This is a genomic window from Streptomyces sp. NPDC046805, from assembly GCF_040645355.1.
Taxonomy (GTDB): Bacteria; Actinomycetota; Actinomycetes; order Streptomycetales; family Streptomycetaceae; genus Streptomyces.
Genome location: NZ_JBEYYC010000022.1, coordinates 18,462 through 35,540 on the forward strand (window position 1 = coordinate 18,462; position 17,079 = coordinate 35,540).

Annotated in this window: 13 protein-coding genes; 9 read left to right on the forward strand and 4 right to left on the reverse strand. The window is 73.0% G+C overall.

Going from position 1 to position 17,079, the window contains the following annotated elements:
* Nucleotides 1-53 precede the first annotated feature (53 nt).
* Nucleotides 54-3,737 carry a choice-of-anchor D domain-containing protein gene (locus ABZ910_RS23120; protein ID WP_361368197.1) on the reverse strand — a complete coding sequence of 1,228 codons (3,684 nt, stop codon included), beginning with the start codon at nt 3,735-3,737 and terminating at the stop codon, nt 54-56.
* A gap of 313 nt (nt 3,738-4,050) precedes the next feature.
* Between ABZ910_RS23120 and ABZ910_RS23125 the strand changes: the two genes are divergently transcribed.
* The 8 genes from ABZ910_RS23125 (at nt 4,051) to ABZ910_RS23160 (ending at nt 13,157) form a co-directional block, all read left to right on the forward strand.
* Complete coding sequence (locus tag ABZ910_RS23125; RefSeq protein ID WP_361368485.1) at nt 4,051-5,277, forward strand: glycosyltransferase; 1,227 nt, start codon at nt 4,051-4,053, stop codon at nt 5,275-5,277.
* Between the two features lie 234 nt (nt 5,278-5,511).
* Nucleotides 5,512-6,006, forward strand: a complete 495-nt coding sequence (locus tag ABZ910_RS23130) for a (2Fe-2S)-binding protein (protein ID WP_361368200.1) — start codon at nt 5,512-5,514, stop codon at nt 6,004-6,006.
* Nucleotides 6,003-8,384: a xanthine dehydrogenase family protein molybdopterin-binding subunit gene (locus ABZ910_RS23135; RefSeq protein WP_361368203.1), complete on the forward strand. Its 2,382-nt coding sequence runs from the start codon at nt 6,003-6,005 to the stop codon at nt 8,382-8,384. Before ABZ910_RS23130 ends, ABZ910_RS23135 begins: the two co-directional genes overlap by 4 nt.
* Nucleotides 8,381-9,235 (forward strand): xanthine dehydrogenase family protein subunit M, encoded by an 855-nt coding sequence (locus ABZ910_RS23140; RefSeq protein ID WP_361368206.1) that lies wholly within the window; start codon nt 8,381-8,383, stop codon nt 9,233-9,235. Before ABZ910_RS23135 ends, ABZ910_RS23140 begins: the two co-directional genes overlap by 4 nt.
* A gap of 15 nt (nt 9,236-9,250) precedes the next feature.
* Nucleotides 9,251-10,126: a MoxR family ATPase gene (locus ABZ910_RS23145; protein WP_361368209.1), complete on the forward strand. Its 876-nt coding sequence runs from the start codon at nt 9,251-9,253 to the stop codon at nt 10,124-10,126.
* Between the two features lie 5 nt (nt 10,127-10,131).
* The gene (locus ABZ910_RS23150) at nt 10,132-11,337 is read left to right on the forward strand and encodes a VWA domain-containing protein (protein WP_361368212.1); all 1,206 of its coding nucleotides are present in this window, start codon (nt 10,132-10,134) and stop codon (nt 11,335-11,337) included.
* The gene (locus tag ABZ910_RS23155) at nt 11,330-12,445 is read left to right on the forward strand and encodes an XdhC/CoxI family protein (RefSeq protein ID WP_361368215.1); all 1,116 of its coding nucleotides are present in this window, start codon (nt 11,330-11,332) and stop codon (nt 12,443-12,445) included. Before ABZ910_RS23150 ends, ABZ910_RS23155 begins: the two co-directional genes overlap by 8 nt.
* Nucleotides 12,446-12,485: 40 nt before the next feature.
* Nucleotides 12,486-13,157, forward strand: a complete 672-nt coding sequence (locus ABZ910_RS23160; protein ID WP_361368218.1) for an SRPBCC family protein — start codon at nt 12,486-12,488, stop codon at nt 13,155-13,157.
* 110 nt (nt 13,158-13,267) lie between these two features.
* Here ABZ910_RS23160 and ABZ910_RS23165 read toward each other — a convergent pair whose 3' ends face one another.
* Nucleotides 13,268-14,509: an MFS transporter gene (locus ABZ910_RS23165; RefSeq protein WP_361368221.1), complete on the reverse strand. Its 1,242-nt coding sequence runs from the start codon at nt 14,507-14,509 to the stop codon at nt 13,268-13,270.
* A 99-nt stretch (nt 14,510-14,608) separates the two neighbouring features.
* Between ABZ910_RS23165 and ABZ910_RS23170 the strand changes: the two genes are divergently transcribed.
* Nucleotides 14,609-15,694, forward strand: a complete 1,086-nt coding sequence (locus ABZ910_RS23170) for a helix-turn-helix domain-containing protein (RefSeq protein ID WP_361368224.1) — start codon at nt 14,609-14,611, stop codon at nt 15,692-15,694.
* A 194-nt stretch (nt 15,695-15,888) separates the two neighbouring features.
* Here ABZ910_RS23170 and ABZ910_RS23175 read toward each other — a convergent pair whose 3' ends face one another.
* Nucleotides 15,889-16,431: a GNAT family N-acetyltransferase gene (locus ABZ910_RS23175; RefSeq protein ID WP_361368227.1), complete on the reverse strand. Its 543-nt coding sequence runs from the start codon at nt 16,429-16,431 to the stop codon at nt 15,889-15,891.
* Between the two features lie 68 nt (nt 16,432-16,499).
* On the reverse strand, nt 16,500-17,000 hold the full coding sequence (locus ABZ910_RS23180) for a metallophosphoesterase (protein ID WP_361368230.1): 501 nt from the start codon (nt 16,998-17,000) through the stop codon (nt 16,500-16,502).
* Between the last annotated feature and the right edge of the window lie 79 nt (nt 17,001-17,079).

Below are 17,079 nucleotides of genomic sequence, written 5' to 3' on the forward strand. Positions count from 1 at the left end.
TCTCGCAGGGCTTCTCAGGGGTTTCGGGGCATCTCGGGCATGTCAGGGATTGCTCAGTACGAGACCCGGACGCCGTCGACGGTGTGCTTGTCCGTCGCGTTGCCGGTGGCGCCGGAGAATCCGACCAGCACGTTCTTGGGCAGCGTGACCGCCTTGTCGATGACCTGTTTGCCGTCGACACTCACCAGTAGGTGCCCGGCGCTGGTCACGGTCACATCGATCGTGTGCGTGCCGGAGCGCAGGTTGGGCACGTCGGTCGTGGTCGCCGTATAGGTCGGCGCGAGGCCGCCGCCCGTGGCCACGCCCACGAAGTTGCTCGACGGTTCAGTGCCGTTCTTGTACGTGTCCAGAGCGACCGCGACGCCCGGAAGCCCCGCGTAGCCGAGGCCGCTGCCGACCGCGCCGAGGGACTTCGGTGTCGCCTTGGACGCGTCGAGCAGCATCAGGGCGAGGCCGTCGGCGCCGGTGCCGCCACCGATCGTGGCGTTGAAGTGGGCCCGCAGCCGGGCCGAGGGCACCGCCGTGCCCTGGATGCCCGTTCCCCTGGCAAACGTCGTGGCCTGGGTGAGCACCAGGCTGGTGCCGGACTGGGCGGCGGTGCCGTTGTACGTCCACCCGTTGGGGCCGGGCGGCGGCACCGCGTACGAGGGGGCGGTGATGGCCACGTTCCGCACGGTGTGGATGTCGGTGGCGGCGCCCGTGCCACCGGTGAAGGCCACGTAGGCCGCGGGCGGCAGCGACGGCACGGTCGTACTGAGCAGCCGGGTGCCGTCCATCGAGACGGTGATCGTCTTCCCGCTGACCGAGACGGCGACCGCATGCGGGCCCGACCGGAGGTTGGGTACGGCGGTCGTGGTCGCCGCGTACGTCAGGGACGCGCCGCTCCCCGAGGTGGCGATGCCCACGAAGTTCGCCGACGGGTCGTTGGCATTGCGGTAGGTGTCCACGGTGACCGCCACTCCGGCCTGCCCGCTCCAGCCGAGGCCGCCGCCATTGGCACCGAGCGCACCGGGCGTGGCCTTGGCCGGGTCCAGCAGGCTGAAGGTCAGGCCGTCGGCGCCGGTGCCGCCACCGATGACCGTGGTGAACGTGGAGTTGAGACCGTCGGTGAGCACGGGGACCGGGAAGACCGCGGAGCCCGCCTGGTTGCTGGACGCCTGCGTCAACTGGAGGTCTCCGCCGGACAGTTGGGCGGACCCGTTGAGCTTCCAGCCGCCGGCGCCGGGCGCCGGGACGGTCACCTGGGAGCCCGAGGTGCCCGTGCCGGTCAGGGCCTCGTTCTGCGGGCCGCGTCCGTCGTCGGAGGTGAGCTCGTAGAGGCCGCTGGCCGCGCCGACGGAGGTCGGCGAGAAGGTGACCGACTGGTGCACCACGTCCTCCGGGCCGATGACCTGACCCTCGCTGATCGGGTTGGTGACGTGGAAGGGCGCCGCGGGCGCCTTCGCCTTGGTGACGGTCAGCGGGATGTTGCCGGTGTTGCTGATGTCGAAGGTCTTGGTGACCGACTGACCGACCGCCACCTGGCCGAAGTCGGTCGAGGTCGGGGTGATGGTCAGCCGTGCCTGGCCGGTGACCGCGGTGCCGGTCAGCCGCACCGTGGCAGTGCCGTGCTGCCCGGTCACCGACAGGGTCCCGGTGTGGTCGCCCGCGGCCGTCGGGGCGTACTTCACCTGCACGGTCACGGACTGCTGGGGCTGGACGACGCTGCCGTTCGCGGGCAGCCCGGAGGCGCTGAAGGGGGCACCCGGTGGCGCGCTCGAGGTGATGGTCTCCGGCGCGGTGCCGGTGTTGGTGAAGCTGACGCCGAGGGTCTTGGAGGTGCCTGTCGCCACCGTGCCGAAGGCAAGGTCGGCCGGTGTGGCGCGCAGGCCCGGCTGCGTGCCGTACCCGGCGAGGCCGAGGCCGTTGTCGCCGACGTCCGTGGCGAAGGTGAGCACGGTGTTGACGGGTCCGGCCGTGGTGGGTGAGAAGGAGACCGGCACGGAGTAGCTCTCGCCCGTGCGCAGAGTGCGGGGCAGACCGGTGGGCGCCGCGGAGAACGGGCTGCCCGCCGGGGTGCGCACCGCGTTGATCGTCACGTCCCGGGTCGCGGTCACCTTCGCCGTGGCCTGGCCGGTGCTGCCCACGGCCACCTGGCCGAAGTCCACCGATTTACCGATCAGCGCGGCGTTGGAGGGCCGCCCGAAGGCCAGGACGTGGCCGTCCCGGGTGCCGACGTAGACCCGGCCTCCGTCGGTGGCCGGCACCGAGAACTTGGACGCGGTGCCGATCGGCGCGGACCACAGCATCTTGAGCGACCCGTTCGCCGGTACGGCCTGGTAGGCGCGCAACTGCGCGTTCGCGCCGTTGGAACCGTCCGTGTAGACCGCCCAGACGACGGCGGAGCCCGGAGTGGTGCCGGTGGAGGTGATGACGGGCGAGCCGGAGGTGTAGCCGAACGTCCCGGTGCTGGAGCCGGTGTTGCTCAGCGCGGGCAGTCCGGTGCCGGAGACGCCGTACTTGAAGGCCCGCAGCGGGCCGCGACTGCCGATGGTGTAGAGGTAGCCGCCCTCCCCGCCGTACACGGCGGGGTGTCCCCAGACCCCTTCGTACGGGCCGAAGTTGCCGAGGACCTTGTCGGTGCCGCCGCTGCCCTGGCTGCGTCCGCCGAGGTTGTCGCGGTCCAGCAGGAACAGGCGTCCGTCCTTGCCGATCTGCGCCAGCAGGTGCGGGTGTCCACTGGTGCCGAAGGTCGGGGAGGGCAGCGCGACCGGGCCGCCGGAGCCCAGGTCGGTGTCGTTCTGGTCGAGGGTCGGGGCGTTGGCGGGGCTGAAGAAGTCCTGCGCCGACATGGTGCCGTCACTGTTGACGCCGAGGCGGACCACTGACTCGGCCAGCTGGCCCGGCGGCATCGAGCCGGGGCCCGGGGCCGGGGAGACGCCGTTGCCGGTGGTGAACAGGATGCGTCCCGGCCCGTCGGAGACCAGGCCGCCGCCGCTCTGCCAGATGCCGGCCATGCCGTTGGCGGCGGAGTCCTCGGTGGCCCACAACGTGGTCTTGCGGGTGGAGGTGTTGACGCCCAGGACGTAGCCGACGTACGGGCTGTGGTCGCAGTGGGAGGCGAAGCCCACATAGACCGAGCCGCCCATCAGCAGCAGTCCGGGGCGCTGGCCGGCGGTGAAGGCGTTGAAGGGGTGGCTCGGGTCGTTCACCGGAGCGCCCGCCACCTTCACCGGCCAGCCGGTGCGCTCGGCGCCGGTGGTGGCGTCGAGCGCGTGGACGTACCAGCTGGGGTGCTGGACGTCGGCGCCGTCGTTGACCTTCGAGGTCAGGTAGACGGTCCCGGTGGTCGCGTCGTACACCGGGGTCGAGGTGACGCCGATGTTGGGGGTGAGGTCGCCGCAGCCGATGGCCGAGGCGGGCCACGGTGCGCCCAGGTTCCTGGTCCAGTTGACCGCCCCGCCGGCCGAGTTCAGCCCGTAGACCCTGTTGTTCTCGGTGGCCACGACGACCGTCTTGCCGACGACGAGCGGCTGGGCGTAGACCTGTCCGTCCACGGTGGTGGAGAACTGCTGCCCGAAGTCGGAGCTGGAGACCTGGTCGGGTGCCAGACCGGGTTCGTTGGAGTCCCAGCCTGTGCGGTTGTTGTCCTGGGAGACGGTGGTCTCGTCGGCACGGGCGGCGAGCTGTGGGGTGGCCTGCGCGGGGCGGGCCGCGCCACCGGCCGCCAGCAGACACACCGTCAGCAGTGTGGCCACGAGGCCTCGCCGACGAGTGTCACCTACCGCTGTGAACCTGCTGAGCATGCGAATCTCCGCCCGGATGCGCGACGGCGGAGATCCGGTATGATCCCGCCGCCGTACATGCTCGACGGGATCTTGCGCATGTCGATCGTTCCGGGGGTTTGGACGCGTGTGGTCCACCCGGACGGGCCAACCGATCAGACCGTTTCCCCGCTTGAGGGGCGCGTCGTCCGCGCGGAGCGGGTCACCGGACGCGACCGGCGTGAAGTGCGCGCTCTCCCCCGGGCGTGCGCTCCGCGTCATACTGGCCGTCGTGCGCGTTGCGATCATGACGGCGGGTTCCCGGGGCGATGTGGCCCCGTACACCGGACTCGGCCATGGCCTGAGCCGTGCCGGGCACGACGTGACCCTGGTGACGCACGGGTGTTACGAGCCGCTGGTGGCGGGCTCCGGGGTCCGGTTCCACACTCTTCCGGTCGATCCGCGTGCGGAACTCGAGTCGTCGCGTGGGCGGGGGCTGCACCGCAGCACCAGCGGTGCGGGCAAGCTGGTGCGCCTGGGCGAGATGGCACGGCGGCTGGTCGGGCGGATGACCGACGATCTGGTGGCGGCCGCGCGGGCGCACGACGTCCTGCTGCTGGCCGCCTCGGTGGCGCCGCTGGGGCATGCGATCGCCGAGGGGCTGTCGCTGCCGAGCATGGGCGTGTATCTGCAACCGCTCGCGCCCACGCGGGAGTTCGCGCCACCGGTGCTCGGCGCCGGCTCCTGGGGAGGTCCCGGCAACCGGATCGCCGGGCACGGTGTGGGCTGGGCCGTGGAGCAGGTCTTCGCCGCCGCCGTGCCGGCCGTACGCGGACGGCTGGGGCTCCCCCGCCTCCGGCCCGGGGCCGCCCGGCGGGAACGTGAGCGTCAGTGGCCGGTGCACCACGGGTTCAGCCCGCTGGTGGTCCCCCGCCCCAGGGACTGGCGGGCGGGGCTGGGTGTGTGCGGCTACTGGTGGCCGTACGACGCCGACACCCGGCTTCCAGCCGTGCTCCGTGACTTCCTCGGCTCCGGACCGCCGCCGGTCTTCGTCGGCCTGGGCAGCGCCACCGTGCCCGACGCCGCGCGGCTGAGCGCGCAGGTCGTGACGGCGCTGCGGCGGGCCGGGCTGCGCGGGGTGATCCAGCGCGGCTGGGGCGGACTCGCGGCGGACGGGGACGACATGCTGACCATCGGCGAGGTCCCGCACTCCGCGCTGTTCCCGCGGACGGCCGCGGTCGTGCACCACGCGGGGGCGGGCACCACCGCGGCAGGACTGCGGGCCGGGGTGCCGGCGGTTCCGGTGCCGGTCCAGTTCGACGAGGGCTTCTGGGCCTCCCGTCTGGTCGCGCTGGGGGTGGCCCCGGCCGCCGTACCGCTGCGCGGCCTGACCGTCGACGCCCTGTCCTCCGCCCTCCTTCGGGCTACCCGCGACGCCGGGTTCGGCGAGCGGGCGCGGGCGCTGGGCGAACGGATCCGGGCGGAGGACGGTGTGGCGGACGTGGTGGCGTCGGTGGGGCTGCTGGGCGCGTAAAAGGACAGGGGGAGGACAAGGGTGAGGGCAGAGGGGCGCGTGTGGACGCTCCTGGGTGGGCGACGGCGGCAGGACCGGCACCCCGGCGCAATGGATTAAGCCTCAACAAAAGGTCGCCGGAACACTCGCCGCGACCACAGCGCGGCCCTAGAGTGACCTACATCCACAAGGTGATGTACATCACGACCGGCCGTTTGATCTCCCTCGCTCCCGCCCGCACGGTCTGGAGGGCACATGACCCATATCTCGGTGAACGTGGACGGCACGACGTACGAGGACGACGTGGAACCCCGTCTGCTCCTGGTCCACTATCTGCGCGACCGCCTAGGCCTCACCGGCACCCCGATCGGCTGTGACACCTCGAACTGCGGGGCGTGCACGGTCGACCTGGACGGGGCGTCCGTCAAAAGCTGCTCGGTCCTCGCCGTCCAGGCGGACGGCGGCCGGGTGACCACCGTCCAGGGGCTCGCCCAGGACGGCGAGTGGACGGCGCTGCAGCGCGCGTTCCACGAGCGGCACGCACTGCAGTGCGGCTACTGCACTCCCGGGATGCTCATGGCGGCGCGCGATCTGCTGCGCGAGAACCCGCAGCCCACCTCGGACGAGGTCCGCCAGGCCCTGGAAGGCAACCTCTGCCGCTGCACCGGCTACCAGAACATCGTCCGCGCGGTGCTCGCCGCCTCCGGGCAGGAGGCCGGCCAAGAGGTCGGTCAGGAGGTGACGGCATGACCGATCAGGCCGTCGAACCCGAGGTCGGCCGCGCCCGGCTCCGCAAGGAGGACGCCCGGCTGGTCACCGGCCAGACCCACTGGACCGACAACATCCAGGCGCCCGGCCTGCTGCACATCGCCATCCTGCGCAGCCCGATGGCCCACGCCCGCATCACCCGTGTCGACGTCTCCCCCGCCCTGGAACGCCCCGGCGTCATCGCGGCGTTCAGCGGCGCCGACCTCGCCGAGGGGCTCGGCCCGCTGCCCTGCGCCTGGCCGGTGACCGAGGACATCGTCATCCCCGACCATCCGCCGGTCGCCGTCGACGAGGTCCGCTACGCCGGTGACCCGGTGGCGGTCGTCGTGGCCCGTGACCGGTACGCGGCCGCCGACGCGCTGGAGGCCGTCGAGGTCGACTACGAGCCGCTGGACCCGGTGCTCGACCTGGAGGCGGCCCTGGCCGAGGACGCCCCGCTGGTCCACGCCGACAAGGGCACCAACCGCTCCTACACCTGGCCGCTCGCCACCGGCGAGAGCTTCGAGGCCGTGCGGGACCGAGCCGAGGTGACGGTCAAGCGGCGCTACCACCAGCAGCGGCTCATCCCCAACGCCATGGAGCCGCGCGCGGTCGTCGTCACCCCGATGCCCGCCTCCGGCGAGTACACGCTCTACTCGGCCACCCAGATCCCGCACATCCTGCGGATCATGCTCGCGCTGGTCACCGGCATCCCCGAGCAGAAGCTCCGGGTGATCGCCCCGGACGTCGGCGGCGGCTTCGGCTCCAAGCTCCAGGTGTACGGCGAGGAGGCCCTCGCCCTCGCGGTCGCCCGCAAGCTCGGCCGCCCGGTGAAGTGGACCGAGTCCCGCTCCGAGGGCTACCTCGCCACCCACCACGGCCGCGGCATGATCCAGGACATCGAGGTCGCCGCCACCCGCGACGGCAAGCTCCTGGGCGTCAAGGTGGACCTGCTCGCCGACATGGGCGCCTACCTGATGCTCGTCACGCCGGGCATCCCGATCCTCGGCGCCTTCATGTACCCGGCGATCTACAAGATGGACTCCTACGAGTTCAACTGCACCGGTGTCTTCACCACCCGCACGCCCACCGACGCCTACCGCGGCGCCGGACGCCCGGAGGCGACGTTCGCCATCGAGCGGGTCATGGACGAGCTGGCGGCCGAACTCGGCCTGGACCCGGTTGAGTTGAGGCGCCGCAACTGGATCCGGCACGAGGAGTTCCCGTACACCACGATTGCGGGACTGACCTACGACACCGGCAACTACGAGGCGGCGACCGAGAAGGCGCTCGCCCTGTTCGGGTACGACGACCTGCGCGCCGAGCAGCAAAAGCGCAACGAGCGGGGCGACCCCGTCCGGCTCGGCATCGGTGTCTCGACGTACACGGAGATGTGCGGCCTCGCCCCGAGCCGGCTGCTGGGCGAGCTCCGGTACGGGGCCGGCGGCTGGGAGGCGGCGAGCATCCGCATGCTGCCCACCGGCAAGGTCGAGGTGGTCACCGGCACCAGCCCGCACGGGCAGGGCCATGTGACCTGCTGGAGCCAGATCGCCGCCGACGCGCTGGGCGTGCCGTTCGACGACGTCGAGGTGGTGCACGGCGACACCAAGGCGGCCCCGCAGGGCATGGACACCTACGGCTCGCGGTCGCTGGTCGTCGGCGGGGAGGCCGTGCACCGGGCGGCGCGGAAGGTGGTGGAGAAGGCGCGGAAGGTGGCCGCGCACCTGCTGGAGGCGAGCGAGCAGGACCTCGACTTCACCGACGGCGTGTTCTCGGTGAAGGGCTCTCCGGAGGCGCGCAAGACCATCCAGGAGGTGGCCTTCGCGACGTTCGCCTCGCACGACCTGCCCGAGGGCATGGAGCCCAGCATCAACGCCGAGCACGTCGTGGACCCGGAGAACTTCTCCTACCCGCACGGCACCCACCTGTGCGCCGTCGAGGTCGACACCGAGACGGGCGCGACGCGCATCCGGTCGTACGTCTGCGTCGACGACGTCGGCCGGGTCGTGAACCCGATGATCGTCGAGGGGCAGGTGCACGGCGGGCTCGCCCAGGGCATCGCGCAGGCGCTGTTCGAGGAGGCCGTGTACGACGACGAGGGCAACCTCGTCTCCGGCACCATGGCCGACTACCTCGTGCCGTCGGCCGCCGACCTGCCGGACTTCGTGACCGACCGGACGGAGACGCCGGCGTCCTCGAACGCCCTGGGCGTCAAGGGAGTCGGCGAGTCGGGGACCATCGCCTCGACGCCCGCCGTCGTCAACGCGATCGTGGACGCGCTCAGGCCGCTGGGCGTGCAGGACGTACGGATGCCGTGCACGCCGGAGCGCGTGTGGCAGGCCGTGCGCTCCACCCAGTCCGGAACGGAGGCCTCGGCATGATTCCTCCCTCATTCGACTACGCGCGCCCGGCGAGCGTCGACGAGGCGGTACGGGTCCTCGCCGACGCGGGCGAGGACGCGAAGGTGCTGGCCGGCGGGCAGAGCCTGCTGCCGCTGCTGAGGCTGCGGCTGGCCTTCCCCGAGCTGGTCGTGGACGTGGGCCGGATCCCGGAGCTGCACGGGGTCCGCGAGGAGGGCGAGACGCTCGTCATCGGCGCACTGACCACGCATCACGACGTGATCAGCGACCCGCTGGTCCGCCGGCACGCCGGTCTGCTGGCCGCCGCGACGGCCACGGTCGCCGATCCGGCCGTACGGCACCGGGGCACCCTCGGCGGCGCGCTCGCGCACGCCGACCCGGCCGGGGACCTGCCCGCGGTGGTGCTGGCGCTGGACGCCGAACTGGTCGCCGCGGGACCGAACGGACGGCGCACGATCCCGGCCCGCGAGTTCTTCCTCGACTACCTGCAGTCCGCGCTGGAGCCCGACGAGCTCCTGGTGGAGGTGCGCGTGCCGAAGGCGGACGGCTGGGGCTTCCACTACGAGAAGTTCCACCGGGTCGCCCAGGCCTGGCCGATCGTGGGCGTGGCCGCACTGGTACGACGCGACAACGGGCACATCGCCGAGGCGCGCGTCGGGCTGACCAACATGGGCGCGACCCCGCTGCGGGCCGCGGCCGCCGAGCAGGCGCTGGCCGGTGCCGGGGACGCGGACGCGGTGGCGCGCGCCGCGGAGTCGGCGGCCGAGGGCACCCGGCCGTCGCAGGACATGTCGGCCTCGCCCGAGTACCGCGCGCACCTCGCGCGGGTGCTGACCAAGCGGGCGGTGCTGACCGCCACCGGAATGGGGTGAGCGCCGATCACGCGGATGGACGACCCGGAGCAGGTGCGGGCCCGCCTGGAGGAGACGGGGTACCTCGTCGACGACGGGCTGGCCGTCGCCTGCTTCCTGGGCTTGAGGCTGCACCGGCCGCTCTTCTGCGAGGGCGACGCGGGCGTGGGCAAGACCGCGCTCGCGTCCGCCCTCGCCGAGGCGCTCGGCGCGCCGCTGATCAGATTGCAGTGCCACGAGGGCATCGACGCCTCGCAGGCCCTGTACGACTGGGACTTCCCCCGCCAGCTGCTGCACCTGCGGGCCGCCGAGGCGGCGGGTGTCACGGACGCGGACCGTCTGGAGAGCGAGCTGTACGACCGGCGCTTCCTCATCGCCCGGCCGCTGCTGCGGGCCCTGCAGACGCAGCCGTCGGTGCTGCTGGTCGACGAGATCGACCGCGCCGACGACGAGTTCGAGGCGTTCCTGCTGGAGCTGCTCTCGGAGTACTCGGTGACCATTCCGGAGCTCGGCACGCTGCGCGCCGAGGTGCCGCCGGTCGTGGTCCTGACGTCGAACCGGACCCGTGAGGTGCACGACGCGCTCAAGCGGCGCTGCCTGTACCACTGGTTCGACCATCCCTCCTTCGCCCGCGAACTCGCCATCGTGCGGCGCCGGTTGCCGCAGGTGTCGGCGCGGCTGGCCGAGCAGGTCACGGCCCTGGTGCAGGCGCTGCGGAGCGCGGAGCTGCTCAAGCCGCCGGGCGTGGCCGAGACGATCGACTGGGCCGAGGCCCTGGACGCGCTGGGCGCGAGCGAGGTGGACGCCGAGCTGGCCGTGGCGACGCTGGGGTCGGTGCTGAAGTACCGGGAGGACGCGGAGCGGGCCCGCGGGCTCGATCTCGCGGCCGTCCTGGCGACGCGGGGAGTGTGAGGGTCATGCTCGCCGCGGACGCCGTCCTCCTCGGTTTCGTCCGGGCCCTGCGCGGGGCGGGCGTCGACGCGAGCGCCGAGCGGCTGCACGCGTTCCTGCGGGCCCTGGACTTGCTCCGGCCGCAGGTGAGGGCGGACGTGTACTGGGCGGGGCGGCTGACGCTGTGCGGCGGGCGGGACGACCTGGAGCGCTACGACCGGGTGTTCGCGGCGTACTTCGGGCCGTCCGGGGAGCCCGACCGGCGTCCGGTGCGTACCGTTCCCCCGCCCCGCCCGCGGCTCGTCGTACGGGAGGCTTCCCCCGGCCCGGCCGCGCCGAGCGGCGACGAGCCGCCGGGGCCGCCCTCGGCCACGCTCGCCAGCTCCGCCGAGGTGCTGCGCCACCGTGACGTGGCCGAGCTGGACGCGGCCGAGCGCGCCCAACTGAACCGGCTGCTCGCGGCGTTCGCGCTGCGCGGCCGGACGCGGCGCTCGGCCCGGCGGCGGCCGGCCCGGCGCGGGGACGTCGATCCGCGCCGCACGGTACGGGAGTTGCTGCGGCGCGGCGGCGAACCGGCCCGGCTGCGGCGCCAAGCGCGCGTGCGGCTGCCGCGCCGGGTCGTGCTGCTCGTCGACATCAGCGGCTCCATGGCGCCGTACGCCGACGCGCTGCTGCGGTTCGCGCACGCCGCGTCGCGGGGAGGCCGTACGGAGGTGTTCACGATCGGCACCCGGCTGACCCGGGTGACCCGCGAACTCTCGCATCGGGACCCCGACTTGGCGATGACCGCGCTCGCGGCCGCGGTGCCCGACTGGCGCGGCGGCACCCGGCTCGGCGAGCTGCTGCGCGAGTTCCTGAACCGCTGGGGGCAGCGCGGGACGGCGCGTGGCGCGGTCGTCGTGCTGCTCTCGGACGGCTGGGAGCGCGGCGATCCGACGCTGCTCGGCGAGCAGATGCGCCGCCTGCACGGGCTGGCGCACCGGGTGATCTGGGCCAACCCCCGTAAGGCGCGGCCCGGTTACGCGCCCTTGGCCGCCGGGATGGCGGCGGCCCTGCCGAGCGTGGACGCGTTCGTCGAGGGGCACAGCCTGGCGGCGCTGGAACGGCTGGCGGCGGTGGTGCGCGGCTCGGAGAACGGCATGGAAACCGCGGGGTCCGGGACGGAGATCGGAAGGGAAATCGGGGTAGAGACCGGGGCGGAGACCTTCCCGAGAGGAGCGGAACGTGCGTGAGAATCTGCCGGCGCTGGAGCGCTGGTATGCGGCCGGCGTCCCGTTCGGGCTCGCCACGGTCGTCGCGGTGAGCCGCAGCGCGCCGCGCGGGCCGGGCGCCGCCATGGCCGTCGGGCCGGACGACGAGGTCGTGGGCAGTGTGTCCGGGGGCTGCGTGGAGGGCGCGGTGTTCGAGCTCGCCCAGGATGTCGTGGCGAGCGGCGAAGCCCGGCTGGAGACGTTCGGGTACAGCGACGAGGACGCGTTCGCGGTCGGCCTCACCTGCGGCGGCGAGATCACCCTGCTGGTACGGCCCGTCACGCCCGAGTCCGACCCGACGTTCGGCGCGGTCGCCGAGGCGGTCGCCGCGGGCGAGCCGATCACCGTGGCCACGGTGGTCGACGGACCTGCGCCGCGCGGTGCCACGCTGGCGGTCTGGCCGGGGGCGACGGGCGACACGCTCGGCACGCTGGGCACGACCGGCCTGGACGTGGCGGTCACGGCCGACGCGCGCGGCGAACTGGCCCTCGGCGCCACGGGGTTGCGCCACTACGGCCCGCACGGCGAGCGCCGCGAGGACGCGGTCACCGTGTTCCTGCACTCCTTCGCGCCGCCCCCGCGGATGCTGGTCTTCGGCGCGATCGACTACGCGGCCTCCGTGGCCCGCATCGGCGCCTTCCTCGGCTACCGCGTCACCGTGTGCGACGCCCGCCCGGTCTTCGCCACCCCCAAGCGCTTCCCCGAGGGCGTGGAGGTCGTCGTCGACTGGCCGCACCGCTACCTGCGGGGCACCGAGACCGACGAACGCACGGTGATATGCGTCCTCACCCACGACCCGAAGTTCGACGTGCCGCTGCTGGAGGAGGCACTGCGCCGCCCGGCCGCCTACATCGGGGCGATGGGCAGCCGCCGTACCCACGACGAACGGTACAAGCGGCTCACCGAGGCCGGAATCACGGACGCCGAGCTGTCCCGGCTGCGCTCGCCGGTCGGGCTCGACCTCGGGGCCCGTACGCCCGAGGAGGTCGCCGTGTCCGTCGCCGCCGAGATCGTCGCGCTGCGCTGGGGAGGCAGCGGCGCACCACTGACCGTGACCGCCGGGGCGATCCATCCGGCGGGACCTGCCTGAGGCCTTTCCCGAGGGCCTTCCCGAGTGCGAGGAGCAAGTCATGGAGCTGCACCACGAGTTCACCGTCCCCGTTCCGGTCGACGACGCCTGGCGCGCACTCCTCGACATCGAACGCGTCACGCCGTGCCTGCCCGGGGCCACCCTGGAGGACTACGACGGCAAGACCGTGACCGCCTCGGTGAAGGTCAAGGTCGGGCCGATCACGGTGAACTACCGGGGCACGGCCGTCTTCGAGGAACAGGACGAGGTGGCACGACGGATCGTGCTCATCGCGAACGGCCGGGAGACGCGGGGACAGGGCACGGCGCGGGCGACGATCGTCAGCACGCTGAGCGAACGCGACGACGGCGGTACGGCGGTCTCGGTGCACACCGACCTGACGGTGACCGGACGTCCGGCCCAGTTCGGGCGCGGGGTGATGGCGGAGGTGGGCGACCGTCTGGTGGGCCAGTTCGCGGACTGCCTGGCCCAACGGATCGCCGAGCGGCCGGAGTCCGCGGTCGAGGGGGAGTCACTGGAGGAGCCGCTGAGGGAACCCCTGCCCCTCGACCAGGAGGAGCCGGAACCGCTCGACCTCTTCCGCGCGGCCGCGGTACCCCTGGCCAAGCGGGCGGCGGCCGCCACGGCCGCGGTCGCTGTGCTGGTCCTGGTGTTCCGGGGGGTGCGGCGGCGCAGGCGCGCGCGGGCTCGTCGCGCTCCGTGGAGGCGGTAGTCGGCGCAGACCGACGGGGAGTGGCCCGGCGGTTTCTGAACGTCCGGGGCCACCCGCCCCCCTGCGGGTGGCCGGTCGATTCGGGACCGCGTGCTCAGCCGTCGCCGAGCTCACGAGCCTGCTCGCGCCCGGCGGCAGCAACCGCTGAGCCGCGTTCCTCGATCCTTCTCGGTGGCGACGGCGTTGGCGGAGAGGAGCGTCGCGGCGGCGAGGCTGCCCCAGAGGGCGGCCGAGCCGTGGGAGGCGAGAGCGGTGATGACCGCCGGGGAGACGGCGAGGCCGAAGCCCGTGGAGAGCTGGAAGCGGGCGAGGGCGCGTCCGAGGACATGGGCCGGGGCGAGGGCGGTGACCAGCGCGGTGGCGCTGCCGGCGTAGATGATCTCGCCGATCGTGCAGACTACGGACACCGTGGCGACGGCCGGGGCACTCCAGCCGTGTCCCAGTGAGGTGGCCGCGAGGAAGCCGAGGTAGGACGCGGCGAGTACCACGCCGGCGAGAGCCAGCACGGTCCGCCGGGAGAAGCGGGACATCAGGACGGTGACCGGAACCTGCAGGGTGACCACCAGCACAGTGTTGGCAACGAAGATGGCTGCCGACCACACCGGGGATGCGTGCAACTGTGTCACCAGGACCAGAGGGAGCGCGATTTCGGGGACGTTGAGGCAGAAGACGTAGACCACGTTGGCGGCCAGCAGCGCGCGCATCCGAGGTGCGGGCCCGTCGGCGATGTCCTTGGCCGCCGTGGCGGCCGGATGCGTGTGCAGGTGGACCGACCAGGCCAAGGCTGCCGCAGCGAGATAGGCGAGCCCGGTGACGGCTGCCAGCGCCTGCAGTGCGGTGGTGCCGCCCGCCAGGCATGTGGTGGCGAGGAGGGCGCCCGCGCCCAGGCCGGCGTTGCGCAGGGCGCGACCTCCCGCGAGAGCGGCGTCGCGTTCGCGGCCGTGGGCGACCGTGGCCACGAGGGCTGCATGGGCGGCCGGCCATGCCTGGTTGCCGATGCCGAGGAAGAGTGCCGCCGTCGCGAACAGCCGGACGTGCCCCGCCGGGGCGGCCAGCAGCAGCACCACGCCCACCACCCGCACCAGCATCGACGCTGCCACGACCGTGCTGCGTGCGCCCCGGTCGAGCCATCGGCCGACCGCGGGCATGCACACCAGACCCACGACGACGCCGACCGTCATGGCGATGCCGGTGACCGGCGCGGACAGCCTCAGCACCGTCACCCCGTAGAGCAGCAGAAAGGGCCGCAGCAGCCCGGTGCCTAGCGCGTCCACGGCCAGGGCCACGGCATAACGGGGGCCTCCGGAGGCACGGACGAGAGCGCGCGGCTGGATCTTGGTGGTGGTTGCCATGGCGTCAACGGTGCGTTCGGCCGCCGGGCCGGCCATGTCGGTTGACGGACACCGTCAATCGACGCGGTCGTCGGCCAACCGACCAGCGATGATGAAGAGATGACGTTGAGGATCGACATCGGCGGCCTGCCGTCCGGGCGACTGCGGTTCGCTGCCTCCCCGCTGGCCGAGCTGACCGCGATGCTGCACGTGCTGGCCGAACCCGGGCATCACCCGCAGCTCGCCGGCTGGGCCGGGGACGTCTGGGCCGGGCTGCGGCCGGAGCTGGCCGAGCGGCTCAGGGAGGCGGAGTTCCTCTGGCGTTCCTCACGAGCCGACTTCCTGGTCCCCGCTCGTCCCCGGCCCACCCTCGCCGAGGAGTTGGACGATGTGGACCGGATCGACGATGAAACTTATGTGACCGCCGCGCTCGTTACCACGTGCGGCAGCAACCGGGTCCACTTCGCCGCGCCCTCGCCGCTGGCCGACGCGACGGCGCGTGAGCGGGCCCTGGACCTGGCCCAGGCCCGCGGCGCGCTCCAAGAGGCCTTCGCGGAACGGCTGCTCGCGGACCCGGCCGCCGTGCGGGCGCGGGTGCGTCACACCCTCGAACAGTGCGCCGAGGCATTCTTCGACGCCGCCTGGACGGGCGTCGCCGTGCAACTCGCCACCGACCTGCGCCTGAAGAACGACCTGCTGAAGCGCCAGGGCATCGGGGCGGCACTCGCGTCGGTCTCCAGCGCCGTCACCCTGGCGCCGGACGGCAACTGCATCATCGTGGACAAGCTGCAGGACAATGCGACCGCCGCTCACGGCACCGGGGTCACCTTCCTCCCCAGCGTCTTCGGCCGCCCGCACCTGGTGGCGGTCCACGCGCCCGGGTGGCAGCCGGTGGTGCAGTACCCCGTGGCCGAAGCGAGTCCATCGGAGCCGGTATCACTGGAAACGGTCAGGCTACGGCTGGAGGCACTCGCGCATCCGGTACGGCTGCGGCTGCTGCGCACCCTGACCCGCGGCCCGCACACCACCGGTGAGCTGGCCCACGCCTGGGAACTTTCACCTCCGGAGGTTTCCCGCCACCTCGCTGTCCTGCGCCGCGCGGGCCTGCTCACGGCCCGGCGGCACGGTCGTTACGTCCGCTACACCCTCAATCTGCCCGCTCTGACGGCGCTGGGGGCCGACCTGCTGGCGGCCGTACTTCGCTGAGTAGCTTCGGTCTGCCAGAACGCGGGCGACCGCCGCCTTCGCGACATCGTCCGACTCGGCAGGCCGCCGAGCAGTACCGGCGCAACCGCCTGCTGCCCGCGGGTCGCAGGGCAGCGGACTGGCTGCACCGCCGGACGTTCCTCCTGCGACAAAGACGCGATCGACGAGGAGTGACACGCCCTGGCCCGCGCTAATCAGAGGTCGCCCCGGACAAGCGCATGCAGATGCTGGTCGTGCCAGCCGTCTGCGTGCAGCAGGGCACCGCGCATCGTGCCCTCCAGGGAGTAGCCCGCCTTCTCGGCCACCCGGCAGGACGCCGGGTTCGCCATCGAGTGGCACAGGCGCAGGCGGTGCAGGCCGAGGTCGTCCAGTGCCCAGCGGCTGAGCCGGCGCGTCGCCTCGACGACGATGCCGCCGCCGCGGGCTTCGGGCAGGACCCAGTAGACGATTTCGGCGCTGCCGCCCGCGAGATCGATGTCGTTCCAGCCGATGAGTCCCATCGCCGCGCCGCCGGGCCGGGCGACGGCCCAGACCGCGCCCGTCTCGGCCTGCCAGCGCCCGTGCATGCGCTCGATCCTGCGGCAGGCCTCGACGCGGCTGTCGACGGAGAAGAGGTTCCACCGGCGGATCGCGGGGTCCTGGCCCGCGGCCACCAGCGCGTCGGCATCGGCGGGGCGCCACGGCCGTAGCTCCGCACCGCCCGGCAGCGCAAGGACCGGCTGACTGTCATGGGCCATGCGACCCGCGGGAACAACCGGCGGGACGCCCGGACTTGAGATCATCGCGGCATCCTGCCACAGCGCGGCTACCGCTGCGGCAGCCGGTGCAGGGTCACGTCCGTCAGCGCCCCGTCGGCGAGGGTCGCCGTCAGGTAGGTGCAGTGGGGCTGGCGTCGGCGGTCGGTCGGGGAGCCCGGGTTGAGCAGGCGCAGGCCGGAGGGGGTGGTGGTGTCCCAGGGGATGTGGCTGTGGCCGAAGACCAGGACGTCGAGGTCGGGGAAGCGGGCGGCGCAGCGGGCCTCGCGGCCCTCGGCCGGGCTGGTGTCGTGGACGACGCCGAAGCGCAGGCCGCCGAGGTCGGCGTAGGCCACTTCGGGGAGCCGGGCCCGCAGTTCGGGGCCGTCGTTGTTGCCGTACACGCCGATCAGCCGTCGGCTGCGGCTCTCCAGCAGGTCGAGGGTGGCGGTGTCGACCCAGTCCCCGGCGTGGAACACCACGTCGGCGTGCGGGAGTTCGGCGAGGAGCTGTTCCGGCAGGCCCTTGGCACGCGCGGGGACATGGGTGTCGGACATGAGCAGGAGGCGCACGCGACCAGCGTAGGCCAGCCCGCGGGCCGAGGTGAGGCGAACTCGGGACCGGAGGGCGGGGTGAACCGCGACTGGCAGG

Coding starts and splice junctions, on each gene's coding strand:
- ABZ910_RS23125 (WP_361368485.1), top strand. CDS start 4,051: ATGACGGCGGGTTCCCGGGGCGATGTGGCCCCGTACACCGGACTCGGC.
- ABZ910_RS23130 (WP_361368200.1), top strand. CDS start 5,512: ATGACCCATATCTCGGTGAACGTGGACGGCACGACGTACGAGGACGAC.
- ABZ910_RS23135 (WP_361368203.1), top strand. CDS start 6,003: ATGACCGATCAGGCCGTCGAACCCGAGGTCGGCCGCGCCCGGCTCCGC.
- ABZ910_RS23140 (WP_361368206.1), top strand. CDS start 8,381: ATGATTCCTCCCTCATTCGACTACGCGCGCCCGGCGAGCGTCGACGAG.
- ABZ910_RS23145 (WP_361368209.1), top strand. CDS start 9,251: ATGGACGACCCGGAGCAGGTGCGGGCCCGCCTGGAGGAGACGGGGTAC.
- ABZ910_RS23150 (WP_361368212.1), top strand. CDS start 10,132: ATGCTCGCCGCGGACGCCGTCCTCCTCGGTTTCGTCCGGGCCCTGCGC.
- ABZ910_RS23160 (WP_361368218.1), top strand. CDS start 12,486: ATGGAGCTGCACCACGAGTTCACCGTCCCCGTTCCGGTCGACGACGCC.
- ABZ910_RS23165 (WP_361368221.1), bottom strand. CDS start 14,509: ATGGCAACCACCACCAAGATCCAGCCGCGCGCTCTCGTCCGTGCCTCC.
- ABZ910_RS23170 (WP_361368224.1), top strand. CDS start 14,609: ATGACGTTGAGGATCGACATCGGCGGCCTGCCGTCCGGGCGACTGCGG.
- ABZ910_RS23175 (WP_361368227.1), bottom strand. CDS start 16,431: ATGGCCCATGACAGTCAGCCGGTCCTTGCGCTGCCGGGCGGTGCGGAG.